Here is a 20,873-nt window from a genome sequence, read left to right on the forward strand (position 1 = left end):
GAATGGAAACAATTGACAGCATCCCTACTTCGAAAATTCAGCGTGCAACCAGATTGATTTCGACCGGTGTAAAAATCGGGGGTAACTATTTGAAATATTACGGTGAGAAGATCACCAATCCCGAGTCAGCGCGGGATAATTTGAATACAAACAACGCTGAGGATATTTACGACGGACTTAAAAACCTGAAAGGCAGTGCATTGAAAGTGGCGCAGATGCTGAGTATGGAGAAAAATTTCCTTCCGCAGGCTTACGTGGAGAAGTTTTCTTTGTCCCAATTTTCAGTTCCTCCGCTGTCTGCACCGCTTGTTGTGAAGACATTCAGAAAGTATTTTGGCAAATCCCCGTTGGATCTTTTCGATTCTTTCGACGCCAATGCGATCAATGCTGCGAGCATTGGCCAAGTGCATAAGGCGACGAAAGATGGAAAAGATCTGGCCGTTAAAATCCAGTATCCGGGCGTTGCAGAGAGCATTTCTTCTGACCTGGCGATGGTGAAACCGATTGCCATGAGCATGTTCAACATTCAAGCGAAAGATTCGGATAAGTATTTTAAAGAGGTGGAAACCAAGCTTACCGAGGAAACCAATTATTTTCTCGAAATAGCCCAGAGCACGGAAATTGCCGAGGCTTGCGCACATATCCCGAACTTACGTTTTCCGAAATATTATCCTGAATTGTCCTGCGAAAAGGTGATTTCAATGGATTGGATGACGGGCAAGCATTTGTCTGAGTTCACTAAAATGAATACAGATCAGCATTTGGCTAACAAGATCGGGCAGGCGCTTTGGGATTTTTATATGTTCCAGGTTCACCAACTGAGAAAAGTGCACGCCGATCCGCATCCGGGCAATTTCCTTGTTGATGAAGCGGGAAATTTGATCGCCATCGATTTTGGGTGCATTAAAGAGATCCCGGATTCGTTTTATACACCATATTTTGAGTTGGCCGAGCCGGAGAAATTGAATGATCCTGAAATTTTCTATTCAAGAATGGAAGCTTTGGAAATTCTTTCGAGCAAGGATACGCCACAGGAGACAATATATTTCTCGAAGCTTTTCAAAGAAATACTTGGATTGCTAACGCAGCCATTCCAGTCTGAAACATTCGATTTTTCAGATGAAGCATTTTTTGGGAAACTGGCGGCATTGGGCGAGAAATACGCGAATGATAAGGAGCTGCGGAAAATGAATGTGAACCGTGGATCCAAACATTTCATTTATATCAACCGCACATTCTTCGGGCTTTTCAGCCTGCTGCACGATTTGAAAGCGACTGTTGAAACGAAGCAATTAGCATTGTGATTGATTGATTATTAAATTATTTCAAACCGGCGAAGGACTAAACATCTTCGTCGGTTTTCTTTTTTGGCTTTCGCTTATTTACAAGCCTGAACAGGTTATTATTTGCTTGTTCAGGCGTTTGATCACCCAGTAAAATCCCCCACGGTTTGAGCCCGTCAATGCGATCAAAAACCACTTTCAGCATGGCGATCGCCGGAATCGAAAGGAACATTCCTGACAAACCAGCCAATGCGCCGCCAACAAGCACGCCGACGATTGAAGCCAATGCGTTGATCTTCACTTTGGAACCCACTATAAGCGGCACCAGGAAGTTGTTGTCAATAAACTGAACCGCAATAAATACGCCTACGACGCCCAGTAATGTATGGGCATCGGGATGGCTAATGAACGTTACCATTACCGCCAGGGCCGTTGCCACAAGTCCGCCAATGTAGGGAATAAGGTTAAGGATAGCAGCCATAATGCCCAGCAGCATCGCATATTGAACATTAAGCAACAGTAATCCAACGGAATTCAGCACCGCAACAACCGTCGTTTCCAAAAGCAAGCCCACCATGTAACTTTGAATGATGGATTTGATTTCTCCCAAAATTTCAAGCACCCGCGGCTTATGCTCTTCCGCAAAGAGAACGACCATAAAATGCAGCAGCATGGTCCGGTAATAAAGGAGTAGAAATGCGTAAATAGGGATAAGGATCAATGTTGCCAATGGTCCTGTGACAACGCCTAGCGTCTCGGCACCCTGGAAATTTTCGAGCGTTTTCGTCTGGGCGTTTTTAAGATATTCGGCCTGCTTGCTATAACTGACGCTATATTCCCGCCGGATCCACCGCCGCGCATCGCGATAAAACTCATTAATGTTGCGTTTCAGCTTAGGCCACTCATCCGAAAAATCCGAAAGTTGCATCGAGAGCAGGATTGCGACGCCTGAGACAATCACAACCGCCAGGAGCACCGCCAGCGTGATTGCCAGCACCTTATGCATCCCCATCCGGGTAAACCAAGCCTCCACCGGCCTCAGCAAAACTGCAATCAATCCAGCCATCGCCAGCGGGACAATAATGTCCTGCCCCAGGTAAATCCCCAGCATGACCAGGCCAATTGCCAGGAGGGAATAGGTGAATTTTTGGTGGAACGGGGCGGGGGTTATAGGTAAAGACAATGTGTTTAGTTTAGATTTTCTAAATAATTTTTAAAAATATTAATTTTCTTGTAAGTTTGATTTGAAACACACTATCATATAATGGTAATACTTAGCTATAAAGCTATAAGAGAATTTGGGAAAAAGCATCACGATTCGGAAGAAGCTTTAGGGAGCTGGTATAAGATTGTGGAGCGATCGAATTGGGCTCATTTTCATGATGTAAAGCAAGTCTTTAATTCCGTCGATTCGGTTGGCAATGACCGATATGTTTTTAATATTAAAGGGAATAAATACAGGCTGGTAGCACTCATAAACTTTAACGTCAGAACCCTTTATATTCTCTTTATTGGTACGCACGCTGAATATGACCTGATAGACGCATCGCTTATCAAATTTAAATAGAAGAACATGGAACTTGAAGAGATAAAAAGTGAACGGGAATATGACCGTATCATGGAAGAGATACTGGACATAATGAATAAAGGGGAGGCTAACCTCTCCTCGGAAGAATCAGAAAAACTCCGTACAATGGCCCTCGTGGCGCAGTCTTATGAAAAAAAGCATTATTATGTTGAGCCGCCAAGGACTTTTCAGGGAATGATTGAGTTGCGGATGTATGAGCTGAAATTAAAACAGAAGGATCTTGCTACCAAACTGGGTGTAAGTAATGCAAAACTGTCGCTAATCCTGAGCGGAAAGCAGCGGCCGGATGTTCCCTTCATAAAGGCAGTGCATACGGAGCTAAATATCCCTGCGGATTTTATTTTACACCATATTTAAGTCGGAAATTTCTAAACAAGCTGCTTCCGCATAAACACGCTGTGACCAATTTCCTGGTTCAGGCCGGGTTTTTCGTAATTGAAGTAGCCTAGTTTGTGATACATGGCGATTGCTTCGGGCTGGCCGGTTCCGGTTTCCAGGACCGCGTTGCGGAAGCCGAGCTCTATTGCCCAATGTTCTAATTTCCTGACCATGGAAGAGGCGATGCCTTTGCCCCTGAATGCAGGAGTTACAAACATGCGCTTCAACTCGATTGTGTTTTCATCGTAAATTTTGAAGCATCCGCAGCCTATTACGGTGTCATTGTCATAAGCCAAAATCACAGTTGGCAGATTCGTGATGAGGTTATATTCTTCGTAATCAGCCTTATTGGTGTTGTAAATAGCGCAAAGTTCGTCGTCGAGCTGGTCGGTTAGCTTTTTGAAATCCGGATTTTCGCTGTTTGTTCTGATCATCGTTGGTGTCTCGGTATATGAATTGCGAAATTAGGCGATAAGCACATGACTAGCAGCTTATGGTTTATCAAGCTTATTCAAAAAGTCATTTGCGTGCTTTAAATGTGCTTGCTTCTTAGTTTCGTCCATATTGTCGAATGTCCTGATTAACATGCCTAGTCTCGGATTTTTCAGGAAAAATTGGCGGTTTTTATCCATAAATCGCCAGAACAACCCGTCCCATATTTGCTGCCAATCGCCTTTGGGGAAATCGCTCATTTTCATCAGGTAATTACTGCCGCTAATGTAAGGTTTGGTTGCCATGAGGCCGCCGTCAGCAAACTGGCTCATGCCGTAAACATTAGGAACCATCACCCAATCGTAAGCATCGATAAAAAGCTCCATAAACCAGCGATAGACGTCGTCCGGGTCGAATTCACATAATAGCATGAAGTTTCCAATGACCATCAACCGCTCAATATGATGGCAATAACCAATGTCAAGCACCTTTTTGATGACGATATCGACAGGTTCAATGCCCGTTGTCCCGTTCCAGAATGACTCAGGAATCCTCCTGGTAAAGCCCCAGTAATTGCGCGTCCGTTCTTTGCTTCCTTTGAATTCGTAAACACCGTGAATGAACTCGCGCCAGCCAATCACCTGCCGGACGAAACCTTCGACAGAATTGAGTGGAATATCATGTTTTCGTGCGAAGCGCAGCGTCTCGTTAATGACTTTTTTGGGTGTCAGTAAGCCCGTATTTAGCATGGGCGTCAGTACGCTATGGTGCAGAAAATGCTCTGAAATGACCATTGCATCCTCGTATTTCCCAAATTCTTCGAAGCGTTTAGCCATAAACTGATCCAGCCAGGCATCGCTTTCTTTGAAGCTTATAGGGAACCGGATTGTGTCCGGAACATTGCCATAATTGTTTGAATAATGTTTTTCAACATAACTTTTTGCTTCGCTGTAATGATCAGTTTCAGCTGGAAATTCGATCGCAGGCGGCTTTTGCTTTTTAGGAAATTTCAATCGATTTTCAATATCAAAGCTCCACTTTCCGCCTTCTGGATCGCCTGCTTCGTCGATAAGAATTTTATATTTTTTCCGCTGAGCCGTGTAGAAATCCGCCTGGAAATATCTTTTCTTATTCATGAAATACATTTCCAAATCCTTTTTCGAATTGATAAACATCGGCGTTTCGAATGAAATAAGCTCGATCTGGTTCTTTTTCGCTTCGGTTGAGAGTCTATTTTGAAGCCAGTTATCCGTGACATCCGCATAGAGAATCTCCTCCACGCCCTTACTTTTCAGCATAGGAACCAGCTTCCTTACATCAGCCAGTGCGTTTTGCGCTTCAATGTAATGCACATTCAGTTTTTCGCCTTCCAAATACGACTTATAGGCTTGCATGGCAGCGCGGTGGAAAACCAACTTGTGCTTGTGAAATGAATATTGGTTGAAAAATAAATCTTCTTCAACCAGAAACACCTCCCGTTCGGGCGCCAGCGCAGGATGTTTCTCAAATAGCTGGTGCGGAAAAATTAATGTAATTGACTTCATTTGTCTTTCAATTGCCGATTACTATCGGCTAACTTCTTTACTAAAATCATGCGAATCCTCATATCGTCACTTCCGGCATTTATCTTATCGATCAGTTTTTGCATTGCGCAGGGCGGTTTTCGCGTCGTTCCGTTAGGTGTGAAAGGCGGAGGGGAGGATGGCAATTTGTCGGCCTATATGGTCGCACCTGTAAAATCAAATGCATTTGTTTGCCTGGATGCAGGAACAGTTACAAACGGGATCGCAAAAGCTGTGGCTAATAAGGTTTTTCCAGTTCCTGCTGATGTCGTTTTGCGACAATATATCAAAGCCTACCTGATCTCTCATCCGCATTTAGACCATCTTTCAGGCATGGTTATCAACTCTGTGGAAGACACTGCCAAGAATATTTACGGCACAGAATATTGCATTGAGACGCTCAAAAAGCATTATTTCAATTGGCAGAGCTGGCCTAACCTTGCCAATGAAGGGGCTAGTCCGGCGTTGAAAAAATACAGTTATAAAATGCTCGGCGAAGATCAGGAAGTGAATGTTGAGCAGACGGAAATGGTGGTTAAAATATTCAGGCTGAGCCATTCCAGCCCGTATGAAAGCACCGCCTTTCTGATCCGGAAAGGGGAAAGTTATGTGTTATATTTTGGCGATACCGGGCCCGATGAAGTGGAGAAGTCGGATAAGATGGCAACGGTTTGGAAAGCAATTGCACCGCTGGTTAAGGCGAAGCAGCTCGCTGGGATCTTTTTAGAAGTTTCTTATCCCAATAATCAGCAAGACAGACAGTTGTATGGCCATTTGACTCCGAAATGGTTTATGAAAGAGCTGAATGTGTTGGCAGAAAATGCCGGTGCAGAAAGTTTGAGAGGGTTAAATGTCGTTGTCACGCACATGAAGTCAGGTGGTGATAATGTCCAGAAAATCAAGGCCGAACTAGCCGCAGAAAATACTTTACGATTAAATCTGATCTTTCCCGAACAGGGCAAAGCATTTGAATTGAAATAACAGCTTCCAGGTCGAAAATTACATTCGCCCTGGAAGTTGGAAACATTATTTTTTAGCAGGAGCAGGTGTCGGTTGCGCGGGCACTTTGAGCTCTGTTCCCAGCTTTTCATTGAATTGCCCGATCAGGTAGGCAGATAGCAGCGGGGACGCTTCTTCGTGGTTTTGGTGAACGAAAAAGTAAATGTTTTCGATCCCTTCCTCCACCCACAATTTCAATCTTTCAAACCAATCGTCCAATCTGGTGTAGTCCGAATCAACATTTGCGCCATTGTAGCGGACAAATGCAGTCGGCGTTGTCAGCCGCATGTGCAGCAAGTCGCGGCGACCAGCTGAGTCGGTTACGATGTGGGTAATGTTATTTTTTTCTAAAACCGCATAAAGTTCTTCGCTGTCAAACGAGCCGTCGTACCAGCCTGTGTGACGCAGCTCCAAGGCTAATGGAAAGCCTGACGGCCATTCTTCCAGATATGCTTTTAATACATCCCAATTTTTAGGCCCGAAATTATCAGGCATTTGCAGAAAGAGCATTCCGAGCTTTTCCTGCAAATGTGAAATGCCATCCAGAAACACTTCTGTCGGCTCTTTTGCGTCTTTTAAGCGTTTCCAGTGACTTATTCCCTGATGTAACTTTGGAAAAAACCGGAATTCAGCCGGCGTTTTGTTGTACCAGCTTTCGATCGTTTCAACGGGGAAGTTGTTGTAAAAAGTGGCATTCAGCTCAATGCTGTTGAACTGGGTTGCATAGTAACCCAGCTCATCTTTTGTTCCTTTCGGATAAAAGCTCTTGAGATCCGCCTTATTCCATTTAGCACAACCAATGTAAATATTCGGCTTGCCCTTTTTTGCGTCCTTCAATAATTTCTTATTAGCTGTCGCATCGTTTGGCAATTTAAAATCAATGTCTTCTGGATTATCAACTTTCCCGAATTTCATGGTCGAACGTCTAAAATGAATTAATATGTATTATTATTTGAAATTTCCGTCTGTTTAAACAGACGGGAAAATTTCAAATGATTTATCTTCCGAAATCGTCTTGAACGCGGACGATGTCATCTTCGTCGGATGGATTTGACGGATCGGTATGTTGCCAGATTTCGGCGACGAAACCCCATTCATCAACGCCCACCAAACGGTGACGCTCACCTTTTTTCAAATCCACAACTGTTCCGATCGGCAACTGGCGGAGCTCAGTCTCTTCATCCGTATCGCTGATCACAATACCGGCTCTGCCGCCAATCACTTTCCAGATTTCAGCACGGCGGTGGTGATATTGCCACGAAAGACGCTTGTTAGGCGCTACAACCAATATTTTAGGGCTTAATTTCTCATAACCTGCGAAGTCTTCCAGGGAGAGATGCGGGAAAAATGTAGATATGAATTTAGGTGCTTCGGATTCTTCCAATACAAAAAAGCCGCCCCAAGGTCTGGAATGATCTTTACTGACAACTGTGAATCCCTGTTCGTCAATAAACTGCTGGACTTTTTCAAAAACAACATCCTTTTCGGCTGCTGCTGTAAATGATTGTATCATAAAGTTGGCTGTTGGTAAAATCAGATGATGGTTTCAAAATTAGGATAAAAAACAAAAAGATGCCCCAAAATATTCAGGGCACCTTTTGAATTATATCTACTAATTTATACTATTTGTCCCACCACACTTTGGTAGTGAAGTCGTCAGGCAAAGTTGCGCCTGTCTGATAATTAGGGTTTCCAGCCACTTCGTTAGTCGGGTAACGAAGTCTCACAGGAATGGTGCCGCCGGTAACATTGCCGGGATAATTGGTTGGCGTTAGTTTAGGATATCCGGTTCTTCTCCAGTCCGACCATGCTTCCCACCAGTTAAAGAATTTGTTCACCCACATTTGTTCGCCTATCATTTCCAATGCAGGTTTCGTTACGCCGTATGGATAAGTGGTCAGATATTTCGTAACAGCCGCATCCGCCACAGTCAATGTTGCATCGAATGGCGTATACATTTGCATGGAAGCTTTCACACCAGCCTCGTAATGTGATTTTGCCGTGCCTGCAATTCCGGAGCCTATCTTTCTTTCGATCGCTTCTGCAAGCAGGAGTTCCACTTCGCCATAATTCATAATCATGTAAGGATCAGAATCCTGCAGCATTTTTGAGTTGATTCTGGAATACGTTTTCGCAACATCGACCTGCTTGCCTTCCAGCTTATCCAGCATGGCCTGATCGTAGCCATTTGGCATTCCTTTTTGTTTTACTGGATCAACAATTGTTCCGTTGATACCGCCGCTGATGATCATCAAGCGCGGATCGTCGTCCGTTGCCACTCCTTGATTTGTCCCTTTCAGGAAGTTGATCAATGTTGCGCTCAGGTAAGTGGGCTGGCCGCCATCACCTGGGTCGAATGCTCTTGAAATACCATTTTGGTTTGTCCATTCATTAGGTCCGTCAGACATTTTAACCCAAACATTATCTGCATTGCTTTTGAATACACCGCCCGCTGCTGCTTTGGTAACGTATGTTGCTGCTTTGGCAGCATCCACATTGGAAATACGCAAAGCCAGGCGAAGCATTAGCGAGTAACCCCATTTTTTCCATTTGGTAATATCACCATTGTAAATAAAATCCGCAGACTTGAACCCTTCATCCGGATTTGACGTGCTCAATGCAGCGGTCGCCTCGTCAAGCTCTTTCAGCAGATCGGCGTAGATAACATCCTGTGTATCGTATTTTGGGAAAAAGATCCCCTCAATGCCTTTATTCGCTTCTGAGTAAGGAATGTTGCCGTACATGTCGGTCAACCTGGCAAAGCTGAATACGCGAATAATCCGTGCTGCTTCACGCATATTTTTATATTTACCCTCGGCAAAACCACCAGGACCCGACTGTTTCAGGATCTCAGCAACGTTTTTCAACTGGTCATTGTAAGTGAATTCAAATGGCGCTGCATTCGTTTCCGCATTGCTTTGATACTTATCGCCAGGAGCAATTCCACCGCCCGAATTAGCCAGTTGCTGGATCGCATAGGCAAACATGCCGATATTCGTACGCCAGTCAATGTAACGGTTATCGCCCGTTGTTCCGTTGGAAGCGATGGCCAGTTCGGTAGACGTGAAGATAAAGTTCAAATCCACCTCATTCAATGCCTGGGGATTAATGTTCAGGTCATGCAATTGCTTGGTGTCGCAGCCCGTCACCAGGACAACCGCCAGGCCATATTTTATATACTTTTTCAAATTTTTCATTTTTCGATAATTAAAATGTTGCTCTCAAATTGAAACCGTAACTGCGTGTGGAAGGAAACCCGAAGTAGTCAAAACCTTGTGAGTTTCCGTTAGAATAAGTCGATTCCGGGTCAACATTGTCGATATTCTTGAACAGGATCGCCAGGTTACGTCCTACGAAGGAAAGCGTCAGGTTTTGCAGGGGTGTTTTTTCCAGCAGTTTTTTAGGAAATGAATAGCCTAATGTAAGTTGTCTCAATTTTACAAATGATGCATCGTACAAATACATGGTTGTTACAGCATCTGCTTCGCCACCCACAGATCCCCAATAGTTGTAAGCCTCTTGCGGAGTAAGTGTTTTGGTAAATGGCTTATAATCAGTTCCTTCTTGTGTGACACCTGTAACGGTCAAAGGAGCTTCACCTTCACGGCCTTGCAGCGAACGCTTGCTTACGCCCCACGAATCAAGCCGCATGTTGGTTCCGGAGAGAATATCACCGCCAACTTTAAAGTCAACCAGGAACGAAAGGTCAAATCCTTTGTAATTGAATGCATTGGTAAGACCTCCTGTCAATTTGGCAATACCATTTCCGATCACCTCATATCCGGCAGAACCAACCGGGCGGCCATCGCTGTGAAATACAGGTTGTCCGTCTGGTGACAACTTCTGAACGCGTCCTGTGATCATTCCGAATGGCTGTCCGACGATATTTTTGATATATGCGTTCCTGGTACGGGGCTCATCCATAACGAGTTCGTCCACGCCATCGATCAGTGATTTCACCTTATTGGAGTTTCTGGCCAGGTTAAGAGTCAAATCCCAGGTTACGCTGCTGGATTTAAGCGGCGTTGCAGTCAGCAACAATTCAATCCCACGGTTTTGCAGTTTTCCAAGGTTAACCGATGTGCTACCAAATCCGGAAGACCGCGAAATTGTTGCGTTCAGGATATCATCCGTTGTTTGCTGATCATAGTAAGTAAAGTCAACACCGATTTTGTTGTTGAACAAACGGAAGTCGATACCAATTTCCGTTTCCGTAACAGTCAGCGGTTTCAGCATAGAGTTTGGTATGTTTCCGCCGTTGCCCATTGCAGACGAAAAAGATGCCATTGGATAACCCAAATGCGGATTCCCGTTCAATGAATAAGTCAGATTGGTTGCATATGGGCCAATAGTGACATTACCAACCTGTGCCCATGACGCCCGGATTTTACCATAAGAAAGCCATCCCGGCAAGCCTTTGATCGCATCCGAGAATACAAAGCTGCTACCAATGGATGGGTAGAGAATGCTGTTCGTTTCAGGGTTAAGCACGGAGAACCAGTCATTTCTGGCTGTTGCTGTCAGAAACAGAAAGCCGTTGTACGAAACCTCGGCAGATCCTAACAGCGAGTTGATCCCTGATTCCTCAGGCGTATAATCCCAGGTTTTTCCTTTGAGGTTGTTGAGAGCCGGGAAGAACGCCACATTGAATCCGTTACCATATACATTGGTGTATTCATATTTCCTGCGCATTCTGTTGCCACCACCGAAAGCGGTGATGCCGAATTTGCCGAATTCTTTGGTGATCCCAATCGTGTATTCAGCATTGACCTCCTGAACGTCCCAGTTACCCAGGTTTCTTGCGCCACCACGTTGGTAACCAGTTCCTTCCGGCGTTAAGCCTTCCGCGCGGCGAGAATATTTATCCATTCCCACACGTCCCTGAATAAACAACCAGTCTGTAAGCTGATATTTTAGTTGACCTGAGGTGATGATCCTGTTTTTCTGATCGGACTTAATGAACTGGTAGGCGGTCCAATACGGGTTCTGGCCCCAGTTGTTATTGGCCTGCTGGAATTCTTCACCCACTTTTTTGCCCCAAAGGCTCAGACTCGCTTCGTCTGTTCCGGCTGGAATGGCGCCTGGCTTATTTGGATCGCCATAATAATCCAGCACATTCTGGTCTCCCGGAATTCTCCAAAGTGTCTGAATTGCGTTACCCGGGGAGTCGGATACATTCGGGCGGTTTTTTGCTTTTTCCTCTGAATAGAGCACTTTGGCATCCAATGTCAGCTTTTTACCAAATTTTGCATTGGTTGACAATGAAAGGTTTAATCTGTCAAAACCAGAATTTGGAATGATCGATGTGCTTTTCAAATTGGTTACAGATGCACGAAAGTTCTGGGTTTCGTTACCTCCTGAAAATGCCAGGTTGTTGGTGAATGCGTGACCCGTTTTCAGATATCTCGAAAAATTATCGCCTGCATGTGCGTAAGGGCGCATTTTTCCATCAAAACCAATTACCTGGCTGTTGTCAAATTTAGGCCCCCATGAATCATCACCCCATTCGTAAGCCTGGTTCTGGTTAGCTGGCTTGGTTGCCACGCGCTCAACATAAGAGCCTGTTCCGTAGGTTTTTTGCAGATCAGAAAGGTCATTCAGCTTCTCGAAAACATAGTTTGAGCCAAACTCAATGCCAACGCCTTTTCTCTTCGTTCCGCGTTTTGTAATTACGTTGATAACACCATTTGCAGCACGAGAACCGTAAAGAGCAGCTGCATTAGCACCTTTCAAAACTGTGATGGATTCAATGTCATCCGGGTTGATACTGGAAAGACCGTCGCCTTCATCAGATCCACCCCAAAGGCCCGCTTGTCCGAAGTTGTTGTTGTCCATCGGAATGCCATCGATAACATATAGTGGCTGATTATTGCCTTGTAACGACTTGTTACCGCGGATAATAACCCTGGAAGAACCCGCAGGGCCTGTTGCGATCTTGCTCACGTTCACACCGGCAACGCGTCCGGCCAGTGCGTTACCCAGGTTCGCTTCCCGCGCGGATGTGAGGTTATTACCATTCACTTCTGTGATAGAATAGGCCAGCGCGCGCTTATCGCGGCTGATACCAAGAGCCGTAACGACAACTTCATTCAGCGCAGTTGCCTCGGCAGCCAGGTTCACGTCCAGCACACTTGCATTCACTACGACTTCTTTTGAGATATAGCCGATGTAGCTGAATGTCAATGTTTTTCCTTTTTCAACGGAGATAGAATATTCTCCTTTATCGTTTGTTGTGGTTCCACGGGTTGTGCCCTTTACCACGACGTTCACACCGGCAATCTCTCCGCCGGATGCGTCATTTACTTTCCCGGATACTGTCATTTCCTGTGCATAGCCTTCGAGGGCCAGCATGGAGAGCAGTACCAACACAATGTTCAGTACATGTTTTTTCATACGCTTTCTTTTCTAGAATTAGGTTAATCGATTGGTAACATTAGACTGTAAAATCCGGCTCAAATATACCACCGTGAAGAGCATACCCGTATAGTTATTTTTTATCTGAAAATAACACATTTTTAACAGTATGATAACTTTGGGAATCAGAATTTTTTACGGGAATATTTCGTAAGCGTTTGTTTATCAAAGAGTTGTTACTGGAATCGCCTAAACAGGGTTTGATACAAATTTTATTGTAATTCCTGACGTCGTTTATGCCTATACGTTAATAGATCTTAAGTCAGTTGTCAGGTAATTTTTGATACCAGGTTTTCCATAGAATCAATGTCGAAACAGCCAGAATTATCGCTGCTATGACTGTTTGAGTCGGCATTAGTAAAACCAGAAAAACGGGTAAAGCTGTGATAGAAGTTTGAGCCGCAATGCCAATCAGCACATTGAACATGTCCCATTTGAAATTTTGGTTGGGACTGAACAATGGATCTTCGGCTTTTACAGCAGCTAAGACCGGCCCCCAGAATCCCCATGGTCTGACTGTTTTGTAAAAGTTTTTTAATGTTTCAAAATCTGTCGGAGGTGTAAGCAATGATCCTGCGACTGCCCCAACCGTTGAAATGGCCAGAATTATCGGAAAATAAAAAAGCGGGACGGTGCCTTGGAAAATGTAAGGAGCCGCTAATGCACAAATGATCCCGGACAACATTCCCCAGAAAAAACCACTGCTATTAAACCGCCACCAATGCCATTTCAAAACATTGGAAGCGATATAACCGCCAAACAAAGCAGAAACGATCCATTGCAGAATGGTGTTGACGTCTTTTGCCAGGAAACCAAGCAATATACTAATTGTCACAACGACAAGCCCCAGCAAGTAATTCATCCTCGAGATCTGTTTGTTGCTGGCCTTTGGATTAAATGATTTTAAGTAAATATCATTCACCAGATATGCCTGCGCCGCATTGAATGTGCCTGCAAAGGTTCCCATGAACGCGCCCATTAGCCCAACCAACACCAAGCCCAGCAAGCCCGGGGGAATATATGTGTTAAGCACTGCCGGCAGGATTCTTTCAAAATCTTTTTTGTCGGCAATGGAAATATTGAGGTCCTTGTAAAATAGCAATCCGAGAATCGTGACACCGATGATGAGCAAATAACGCGTTGGCAGCAGCACCACATTTACGATCATGCTCATAAGCGCAGCCTCGCGGGGTGTTTTTGCTGAGAGGATTTTTTGCATATCATAACTGGGAATGGGTCCTGCTAAGCTCGCCAAAATGCCTTTTGCCGTCATCAGCGCGAAGAAATAGCCGAAAGGAGAAAATCCGTTCGCCCTGATTTTTTCATTCACTTCGGGAATGCGTGTGCTCCAGTCGAGATTGAGTTCTTTCCCGAAAAATATATTATTCCAGCCAACGGGAACGGGCAACGCTTGTGCATTATGCAGTGCCATCATGGCTATGACCGCAATGATTACGGACACAAAAACCATGATTGCATAATGGATCATATCGGCCCAGACAATACTTTTCATGCCTCCCAGCAGAGAATAAAATACGGTAAACAATGTGAAAATGACACCGTAAAAATGAGCGGCATAGTCCGACGGGATTCTAAAAGATAAATAGGGCTGTACAAAATGCCAGGGAATGAAAATTTCGATAAACTTCCCTAACCCGATAAACCCGTATGCCATAAAACCCAGACAGCTCAGGAGGGCAAATGCGATGATGGCCTTGTGCGATGGCAATGCATCTTTTTTGTTCCCAAACCGCGTAAGCATCCATTCCGCACCCGTTGAAACATTGGACCGCCGCAGCCAGACGGACAAATACACCATCATGAAAATCTGGTTGAAAACGGGCCACAGCCAGGGCAGCCAAATGCTTTTCACGCCATACACAAACATGATAGAAACCATCCAGACGGTCCCGGAAATATCGAACATTCCCGATGCATTGGAAATACCGAGCATCCAGAAAGGCATTGATCTCCCACCAAGCATGTAGTCGTTTTTGCTTTTTTGAGCCTGTTTTTTGAGGATGATCCCAATAACAGTTACCAACACGAGGTAAGCAATGATGACAAGGAAATCAATCGGTTTTATTTTCATGAAAAAGGTCAGGCGTCCATGGTATGCTTGGTTTGGTGAATTTAAAATACAAATGACAGATTACCATCTTCATTGCGCTGCTTAACCCTTTTCAAAACATATTTACTAGCCGCACCGAATAGATAGTTCAAAATATACTGGCACTGGAAGGTGCATATTTGTTTGAGATTCTATTATTTTGATATAATACATTTTTAACATTAAATGGTTATATTTAACTTAACATGTAAACCTGCACTAATATATGAGTGAAATTTACCGCGAAATTACCCCGTTGACCCAGTATGACTGCTTTACAATCTTTGCCCGAAAAAAGACCGTTTTTGATTTCCCCTTACACAGCCACGACGAATTTGAATTGAACCTGGTGCTATCTGCGAAGGGCGTGAAGAGGATTGTTGGAGATCATACGGAGGTTATTGATGATGCTGAGCTGGTGTTGGTCGGCAATAATCTACCGCATGGCTGGTTGACCAACGCCTACAAATGGCATGAGGGTGTGCCCGAGGTCCATGAAATTACCGTCCAGTTTCACCGGGACCTTTTCGATGATAAGTTTTTGAAACGCAACCAACTGTTTTTTGTCCGTTCATTGCTGGAGAAATCGGCCAAGGGGATTGCTTTTTCCAAAGAAACGATCGATCGCATCACGCCGCGACTTACTGCGCTCGTTCAGAAAAGCGGGTTTGATTCTATTCTTGAGTTAATGTCCATCCTGCACGATTTGTCCGTTTCAAGAAACATGCGGACGCTTTCCAACAGCACATTTACAGATGAAAACGTCAATTTCAACAGCAGAAGGATTGAAAAAGTGTTTGCGCATATGCGCGACAATTATGACAAAGAGATCAATCTGGGAAGTATTTCAAAGCTGGCCGGAATGTCTGAGGTTTCTTTCAGCCGGTTTATTAAAAAACGCACGGGGAAAACATTCATTGAAAGCTTGAATGAGATCCGGCTGGGTCATGCGTCAAGATCGCTGATTAACACGACCAACACGATTTCGGAAATTGCTTATAAATGCGGGTTCAATAATTTATCGTATTTCAACCGCATTTTCAAAAGTAAAAATGGCTGCACGCCTAAGGAATTCCGGGACAATTATTCGGGAACGAGGACTTTTATCTGACGGTTTGAAAGTAGAAAGTTCAGAGTTTAAAGTGTTTAGACTTTATACCCTGAACTTTTTACTTTGAACGCTTTGGCCAAACTTCAAAAAACTATACTTTCAGCATCCAGCCAAATGTATCTTCCTCTTTGCCTGTGCGTAAGTCAGTTAAGTAATGTTTTACTTTATTTACAAATGAATCTTCTTTGATCTCAGGAAGTGGGTAGTCAACTCCTTCATACGCGATAGATGCAAATGGAGATATCACGACAGCTGTTCCAGCGCCAAATGCAGCTTCCAGACTTCCGTCTTTCAAGCCATCGACAATTTCCTTCACACTTACCCTGCGTTCCTCCACCGGAATGCCCCAATGTTGCGCAATGGCAACGATGCTTTTGCGGGTAATGCCGTCCAATGTGGTTTCAGAAACGTAAGGTGTCACTAATTTACCATCCAGTATGAACATAATGTTCATTGTTCCGGATTCTTCAATGTAGGCATGTTCCCGTGCATCCGTCCAGATCAGCTGATCGTAACCTTCTTGCTGGGCTAATTTTGCAGGATACAATGAGCCAGCGTAGTTTCCGGCACATTTAGTTGCACCTACACCACCTTCGGCAGCACGGATGAAATGCGTTTCTACTTTCACACGGGGCGGTTTTGCATAATAAGTGCCAACCGGGCTTGTGAATATGATAAAATAGTAAGAATCAGAAGGTTTTACACCGATATATGGGTCCGTAGCAAACATATAAGGGCGAATATATAGTGAGCATCCTTCTTGTGAAGGCACCCAGTCAGCATCCTGGCGAAGCAATTCTGTAAGCCCGCTCATGAAAATTTCTTCCGGAATCGTTGGCATGCAAAGGCGTTCCGCAGATTTATTCAGTCGTTTCCAGTTGTCAATGGCGCGGAAAAGAAGCACTTCACCTTCTGCGCTTTTGTAGGCTTTCATGCCCTCAAAAATAGCCTGACCGTAATGCAGGGCAGCGGTTGCAGGGCTTAGCGAAAGGTCACCATAAGGGACGATGCGCAGGTCTTGCCACTGGCCTTCGCGATATTCGGCGATAAACATGTGGTCGGAAATGTTCCGGCCAAAAACGAGATTGTCAAAATCAACCTCTTGCAAACGTGAATTTGTTGTTTGCTGAACCTCTATTTGCAACGTGTCGGCTGTCATAATGCCTAAAATTTAAATTGCGGATATCGTTTTTTAAGGAAGCTCTGCGTCTTTCTTAAGTCCCGCAATTTAAAAAAATAAATCAATAATCAACAGATATTTAGTATAACAATTAAATTTTCGGAGCAACCCTTGGTTTCCACGTAACTTCCTCAATTTCCAGCTCGTAAGTCATGGCGCGGCAAAGCATAAACAAGTAATCCGACAGGCGATTCAGATAACGAATGACAATTTCCTCCACCTCTTCTCCCTGCTGCAAATGGATTACCGCACGCTCCGCGCGACGGCAAACTGTGCGTGCGATATGCCCGAAAGAAACCGACTGATGCCCGCCCGGCAAGACAAATGCCCGTAAAGGCGGAATCTGCGAATCAATCACATCCATTTCCTTTTCAAGCAACATTACATCCTCGTCCAGTAAATCCGGCAAAATCCGCTTCACCTGATCCGATTCAGAAGCCAAATGCGAGCCAATCGTAAAAAGCCGGTCCTGAATTTCCTTCAAAAAGTCCCGCCGATGCGCATTCACAAGCTGGTCGCGCAGCATACCAATGTAACTATTCAGCTCATCCACAGTCCCATAAGCATCAATCCGCACATGCGCCTTGCTCAACCGTGTGCCTCCGATAAGGGACGTGGTTCCTTTGTCACCGGTTTTGGTGTATATTTTCATTTATAGAAGTTAATGTTGTGTTTCGTTTTCCACAAGGAATGCGTGGAATTGTTTGGGATTTAAAACCGATAATCTGGGAAATTCAATGTTCTTAAATACATCAAAGTGTTTGTCGAAAGTAACGAGACAAGTGGAATTGGAAGAGATAGCCAGGTCGGAAAACTTATTATCATCCGGATCATCTTCAATGAGGTTCCACCGAAAATGAGGTTCTGAGAAGACTACATTGCTAGCAGTGCAGAGAATTTCAAGGACAAGTTGGGCAGTTTTCAGAGAGTAAAATTCTATCAATTTCTCTTCATATTCATCCAGAATACTTGTGCTGACTACCCATTCAAACAGCTCGGATTCAAAAGCCTGATAAATGAAGAATTCGAAATTTGTTCGGTTAATGGTCTTTATCAAGACATTTGTATCAATCACCACGCTCAATTTACTCATGCTCGGGACCGGAAGTGGATCTCACATCTTCTGAATCCAGACTTTCATAATCCGAAGCGGAAATGCCTTTTTTCTGAACGACGTTATCCACTTCTTCAAGCAGCTTTTTGCCAAGATGTTTTACGATGATCTTTTTGATTTCAAGAACATCTTCATCCGGAATCTGACGATCAAACATTCTGAGCAGGCCGATCTGAATTGCATTAAGCCCTGTTGTGTGATGAGTTGTTTTCATGGCAATTCATTTTATTTCAAATATATCAAGATTTCACCTGATCCGATTCAGAAGCTAAGTGCGAGCCAATCGTAAAAAGCCGGTCCTGAATTGTCACCGGTTTTGGTGTATATTTTCATTGCGGCTAAGCTCGATTGTTTCTTGCAGTGTATAAGTTTTAGTATTGGGGTCTAAGAACAACTTTTCGATTTCCCTAATTTCTACTTTTGTAAGTTCACTTTTGCTTACAGAGACTTTTTTAGTTTTTAGCTCTTTCATAGTAAGTTCTTTTAGTTTGTTTATTAGCCGGCCAACAAGTTATTGGGCGTATTGTTTCTCCAATTACTGTGTAAACAACAACTTTGAGTCTTCCCAAGTTGCTTAAACCAACGGCAGCAAATCGCTTCTCGCGAGGATTTGGAATTTCTTTCACCATTTAGATAGCGATCAGCAAATATGCTCTCTACTTCACTGATCGTATTTTCTCTTTCGGGATAGTCTTCCAAGATATGCCTAATGTTATGGCTATCCCACTCAAATTGATTCATAAAGTTAAATATAGTGTGTAGTGAAAGGTTAACTTTTCAAAGTTAACATTATAACGATTAACCTCTTCAATTAGGTTTTAGAAACTCCCGAAGCTAATTTTGCAGCCAAATTTACTATGGCGATAAAACCTCTTGAAGGTTACTGATTCATGAAAGTTACAACATTTGTTATAAAAGTATGGCGCTGGCTGTCGTTGGTTTTGGTCATTGGAGCGCTGATATGGACTTATTCGGTTTTTCCGCAGACGGTTGCCGTTGATTTCTCAGACAATGGTCTGGCAGAAAAATATCTTGAAAAAGAACACATTTTTTACATTGTGATGGCGCTGTTTCTGCTCAATAATGTGCTGATAACCGGACTTGCCCGCCATATTCCGAAAGTGGATCCATTGCATTTGCCTATTCTGAATAAAAAAGTTTGGGCGCAGCACCGTGAAGCATTGAGCGAGCATTTGATCAACTGGCTTTACTGCCTCGTGGCGGTCATTAATACGATTATCGGAATGAGCCTTTTTGCCCTTGCGACCATTAATAGTCAGCAATATAAGCTCGATGTCTTCGATTTTTCATGGCTGTATTATACTGGTTTAGGACTTATGATCATTGTTTTCCTTTTGCCGCTCAGACTTCTATGGACACCGGCTCCGGAGGATAAATTGTAGATAAAGGAATGAAAGAAGGAGAATCCGAAGGCAGCAAAAACTTTGAAGATGGGTGGCTCAAGGCGGCAGAATTAATTCGTTTGGAAGACTATACATATGATCTGCCCGACGAAAGGATAGCGAAATACCCGCTTGAAAACCGGGATCAATCGAAGCTTCTGATCTACAAATCCGGTGAAATCGCGCATTGGCGCTTCACGGATCTGCCGGAAAATCTGCCTTCCAAAGCGCTTCTTGTATTTAATGATACCAAAGTAATTCCGGCCAGGGCTTATTTTAAAAAGGAGACGGGGGCTGTTATCGAAATTCTCCTGCTGCATCCTGAGCTTCCAACGCGTGTGATTAATGATGCAATGCTGGTCAGACATTCGTGTGTTTGGGAGTGCATGATTGGGAATAAAAAACGCTGGAAACTAGCAGACATGCTAACCACAAATATTGAAATTAATGGTCAGCAAGTTTGTTTAAGCGTTCATTACGAAGATTACGACCAAAATCTGGTTCGGTTAACTTGGGATGGCGACTTCGTGTTTTTGGACATTGTAAAGGCACTTGGCGAAATCCCATTGCCGCCTTACCTGAACCGTGAAACAGAAGCACGTGATTCTGAAACTTACCAAACCGTCTACGCGCATCATGACGGCGCGGTTGCGGCGCCAACCGCCGGTTTGCATTTTACGCAGGATGTTTTCAAAAAGCTTGAATCAAAGGGTGTGAAAAAGTCTTTTCTGACGCTCCATGTGGGTGCAGGCACATTTCAGCCCATCAAAGTGAGCTCGGTAACCGAGCATCGGATGCATTCTGAGCAAGTTGTTTTTTCCAAGCAGTTGATCAATGATCTGCTGGAAAATCTCGAGACGATCGTTCCCGTCGGCACAACATCATTGCGGTCTTTGGAAAGTTTGTATTGGTTTGGTGTAAAGCTTTTCCGTCGGGAAACGACTGAGTTTTTTATTGAGAAATTATATCCTTATCCATTTAAAGAAGAGGATCTTCCATCTTCGAGTGAAGCATTGCATTCAATATTAGCCTTCATGGAAGACCATAACCTCGATCATATCATCGGCGAAACAGAAATCTTCATTTTTCCCGGTTACAAGTTTCGCCTTTGCCAGGGATTGGTAACCAATTTCCACCAACCAGGCTCCACGCTCATTCTCCTGGTCGCCGCCCTTACCGGGCAAGATTGGAAGCGCATTTACGCCGAGGCCTTCGAGAATAATTACCGGTTTTTGAGTTATGGAGATTCGTCGTTGCTGTGGAGGAGGGATTGAGCTCAGTTTGAAAATGCTCGATTTT

20 protein-coding genes are annotated in these 20,873 nt (G+C 44.1%); 7 read left to right on the forward strand and 13 right to left on the reverse strand.

Features of this window, described 5'->3' with window-relative positions; all coding sequences use genetic code 11:
* The first annotated feature begins 2 nt into the window (after positions 1-2).
* Positions 3-1,304 (forward strand): ABC1 kinase family protein, encoded by a 1,302-nt coding sequence (locus MUK70_RS26365; protein WP_234657173.1) that lies wholly within the window; start codon positions 3-5, stop codon positions 1,302-1,304.
* Positions 1,305-1,341: 37 nt separating this feature from the next.
* On the opposite strand, the gene MUK70_RS26370 is transcribed toward MUK70_RS26365, so the two are convergent.
* A complete protein-coding gene (locus MUK70_RS26370; protein ID WP_234657467.1) occupies positions 1,342-2,394 on the reverse strand; it encodes an AI-2E family transporter in 1,053 nt (350 codons plus the stop codon).
* Positions 2,395-2,547: 153 nt separating this feature from the next.
* Between MUK70_RS26370 and MUK70_RS26375 the strand changes: the two genes are divergently transcribed.
* Together MUK70_RS26375 and MUK70_RS26380 are read left to right on the forward strand one after the other, a co-directional pair.
* Positions 2,548-2,850, forward strand: coding sequence for a type II toxin-antitoxin system HigB family toxin (locus MUK70_RS26375; RefSeq protein ID WP_234657172.1), 303 nt, complete (start codon positions 2,548-2,550; stop codon positions 2,848-2,850).
* A gap of 6 nt (positions 2,851-2,856) precedes the next feature.
* Positions 2,857-3,228: a helix-turn-helix domain-containing protein gene (locus MUK70_RS26380; protein WP_234657171.1), complete on the forward strand. Its 372-nt coding sequence runs from the start codon at positions 2,857-2,859 to the stop codon at positions 3,226-3,228.
* A gap of 11 nt (positions 3,229-3,239) precedes the next feature.
* On the opposite strand, the gene MUK70_RS26385 is transcribed toward MUK70_RS26380, so the two are convergent.
* Entirely contained in the window at positions 3,240-3,683 is a 444-nt protein-coding gene (locus MUK70_RS26385) for a GNAT family N-acetyltransferase (RefSeq protein ID WP_234657170.1), read from the reverse strand.
* Between the two features lie 57 nt (positions 3,684-3,740).
* Entirely contained in the window at positions 3,741-5,225 is a 1,485-nt protein-coding gene (locus tag MUK70_RS26390) for a cryptochrome/photolyase family protein (protein WP_234657169.1), read from the reverse strand.
* A gap of 48 nt (positions 5,226-5,273) precedes the next feature.
* On the opposite strand from MUK70_RS26390, the gene MUK70_RS26395 reads away from it, so the two are divergent.
* Positions 5,274-6,224 (forward strand): MBL fold metallo-hydrolase, encoded by a 951-nt coding sequence (locus tag MUK70_RS26395; RefSeq protein ID WP_234657168.1) that lies wholly within the window; start codon positions 5,274-5,276, stop codon positions 6,222-6,224.
* 45 nt (positions 6,225-6,269) lie between these two features.
* Here MUK70_RS26395 and MUK70_RS26400 read toward each other — a convergent pair whose 3' ends face one another.
* The 5 genes from MUK70_RS26400 to MUK70_RS26420 all read right to left on the reverse strand — a co-directional run bounded on the left by MUK70_RS26400 (position 6,270) and on the right by MUK70_RS26420 (position 14,748).
* Positions 6,270-7,157, reverse strand: coding sequence for a DUF72 domain-containing protein (locus MUK70_RS26400; RefSeq protein ID WP_234657167.1), 888 nt, complete (start codon positions 7,155-7,157; stop codon positions 6,270-6,272).
* Positions 7,158-7,239: 82 nt separating this feature from the next.
* Positions 7,240-7,755, reverse strand: a complete 516-nt coding sequence (locus MUK70_RS26405; RefSeq protein WP_234657166.1) for a cupin domain-containing protein — start codon at positions 7,753-7,755, stop codon at positions 7,240-7,242.
* A 109-nt stretch (positions 7,756-7,864) separates the two neighbouring features.
* On the reverse strand, positions 7,865-9,439 hold the full coding sequence (locus tag MUK70_RS26410) for a SusD/RagB family nutrient-binding outer membrane lipoprotein (RefSeq protein ID WP_234657165.1): 1,575 nt from the start codon (positions 9,437-9,439) through the stop codon (positions 7,865-7,867).
* Positions 9,440-9,449: 10 nt separating this feature from the next.
* Complete coding sequence (locus MUK70_RS26415; protein WP_234657164.1) at positions 9,450-12,635, reverse strand: SusC/RagA family TonB-linked outer membrane protein; 3,186 nt, start codon at positions 12,633-12,635, stop codon at positions 9,450-9,452.
* A 283-nt stretch (positions 12,636-12,918) separates the two neighbouring features.
* Positions 12,919-14,748: a sodium:solute symporter family protein gene (locus MUK70_RS26420; protein ID WP_234657163.1), complete on the reverse strand. Its 1,830-nt coding sequence runs from the start codon at positions 14,746-14,748 to the stop codon at positions 12,919-12,921.
* A 244-nt stretch (positions 14,749-14,992) separates the two neighbouring features.
* On the opposite strand from MUK70_RS26420, the gene MUK70_RS26425 reads away from it, so the two are divergent.
* Positions 14,993-15,877, forward strand: a complete 885-nt coding sequence (locus MUK70_RS26425; RefSeq protein WP_234657161.1) for an AraC family transcriptional regulator — start codon at positions 14,993-14,995, stop codon at positions 15,875-15,877.
* Positions 15,878-15,968: 91 nt separating this feature from the next.
* Here MUK70_RS26425 and MUK70_RS26430 read toward each other — a convergent pair whose 3' ends face one another.
* The 5 genes from MUK70_RS26430 to MUK70_RS26450 all read right to left on the reverse strand — a co-directional run bounded on the left by MUK70_RS26430 (position 15,969) and on the right by MUK70_RS26450 (position 18,643).
* Positions 15,969-17,036 (reverse strand): branched-chain amino acid aminotransferase, encoded by a 1,068-nt coding sequence (locus MUK70_RS26430; protein ID WP_234657160.1) that lies wholly within the window; start codon positions 17,034-17,036, stop codon positions 15,969-15,971.
* 112 nt (positions 17,037-17,148) lie between these two features.
* Positions 17,149-17,709, reverse strand: a complete 561-nt coding sequence (locus MUK70_RS26435) for a cob(I)yrinic acid a,c-diamide adenosyltransferase (protein ID WP_234657159.1) — start codon at positions 17,707-17,709, stop codon at positions 17,149-17,151.
* A 9-nt stretch (positions 17,710-17,718) separates the two neighbouring features.
* Positions 17,719-18,150 carry a putative toxin-antitoxin system toxin component, PIN family gene (locus tag MUK70_RS26440; RefSeq protein WP_234657158.1) on the reverse strand — a complete coding sequence of 144 codons (432 nt, stop codon included), beginning with the start codon at positions 18,148-18,150 and terminating at the stop codon, positions 17,719-17,721.
* Complete coding sequence (locus MUK70_RS26445) at positions 18,143-18,385, reverse strand: DUF8507 family protein (RefSeq protein ID WP_234657157.1); 243 nt, start codon at positions 18,383-18,385, stop codon at positions 18,143-18,145. Before MUK70_RS26445 ends, MUK70_RS26440 begins: the two co-directional genes overlap by 8 nt.
* 93 nt (positions 18,386-18,478) lie before the next feature.
* Positions 18,479-18,643: a hypothetical protein gene (locus tag MUK70_RS26450; protein WP_234657156.1), complete on the reverse strand. Its 165-nt coding sequence runs from the start codon at positions 18,641-18,643 to the stop codon at positions 18,479-18,481.
* A gap of 418 nt (positions 18,644-19,061) precedes the next feature.
* Here MUK70_RS26450 and MUK70_RS26455 point away from each other — a divergent pair, with 418 nt between their 5' ends.
* Both MUK70_RS26455 and MUK70_RS26460 read left to right on the forward strand, forming a co-directional pair.
* Entirely contained in the window at positions 19,062-19,574 is a 513-nt protein-coding gene (locus tag MUK70_RS26455; protein ID WP_234657155.1) for a hypothetical protein, read from the forward strand.
* 8 nt (positions 19,575-19,582) lie between these two features.
* Positions 19,583-20,848, forward strand: coding sequence for an S-adenosylmethionine:tRNA ribosyltransferase-isomerase (locus MUK70_RS26460; RefSeq protein ID WP_234657154.1), 1,266 nt, complete (start codon positions 19,583-19,585; stop codon positions 20,846-20,848).
* The last annotated feature ends 25 nt before the right edge of the window (positions 20,849-20,873 follow it).

Origin of the sequence: Dyadobacter chenwenxiniae (genome assembly GCF_022869785.1) — a bacterium.
GTDB classification, from domain to species: Bacteria; Bacteroidota; Bacteroidia; order Cytophagales; family Spirosomataceae; genus Dyadobacter; species Dyadobacter chenwenxiniae.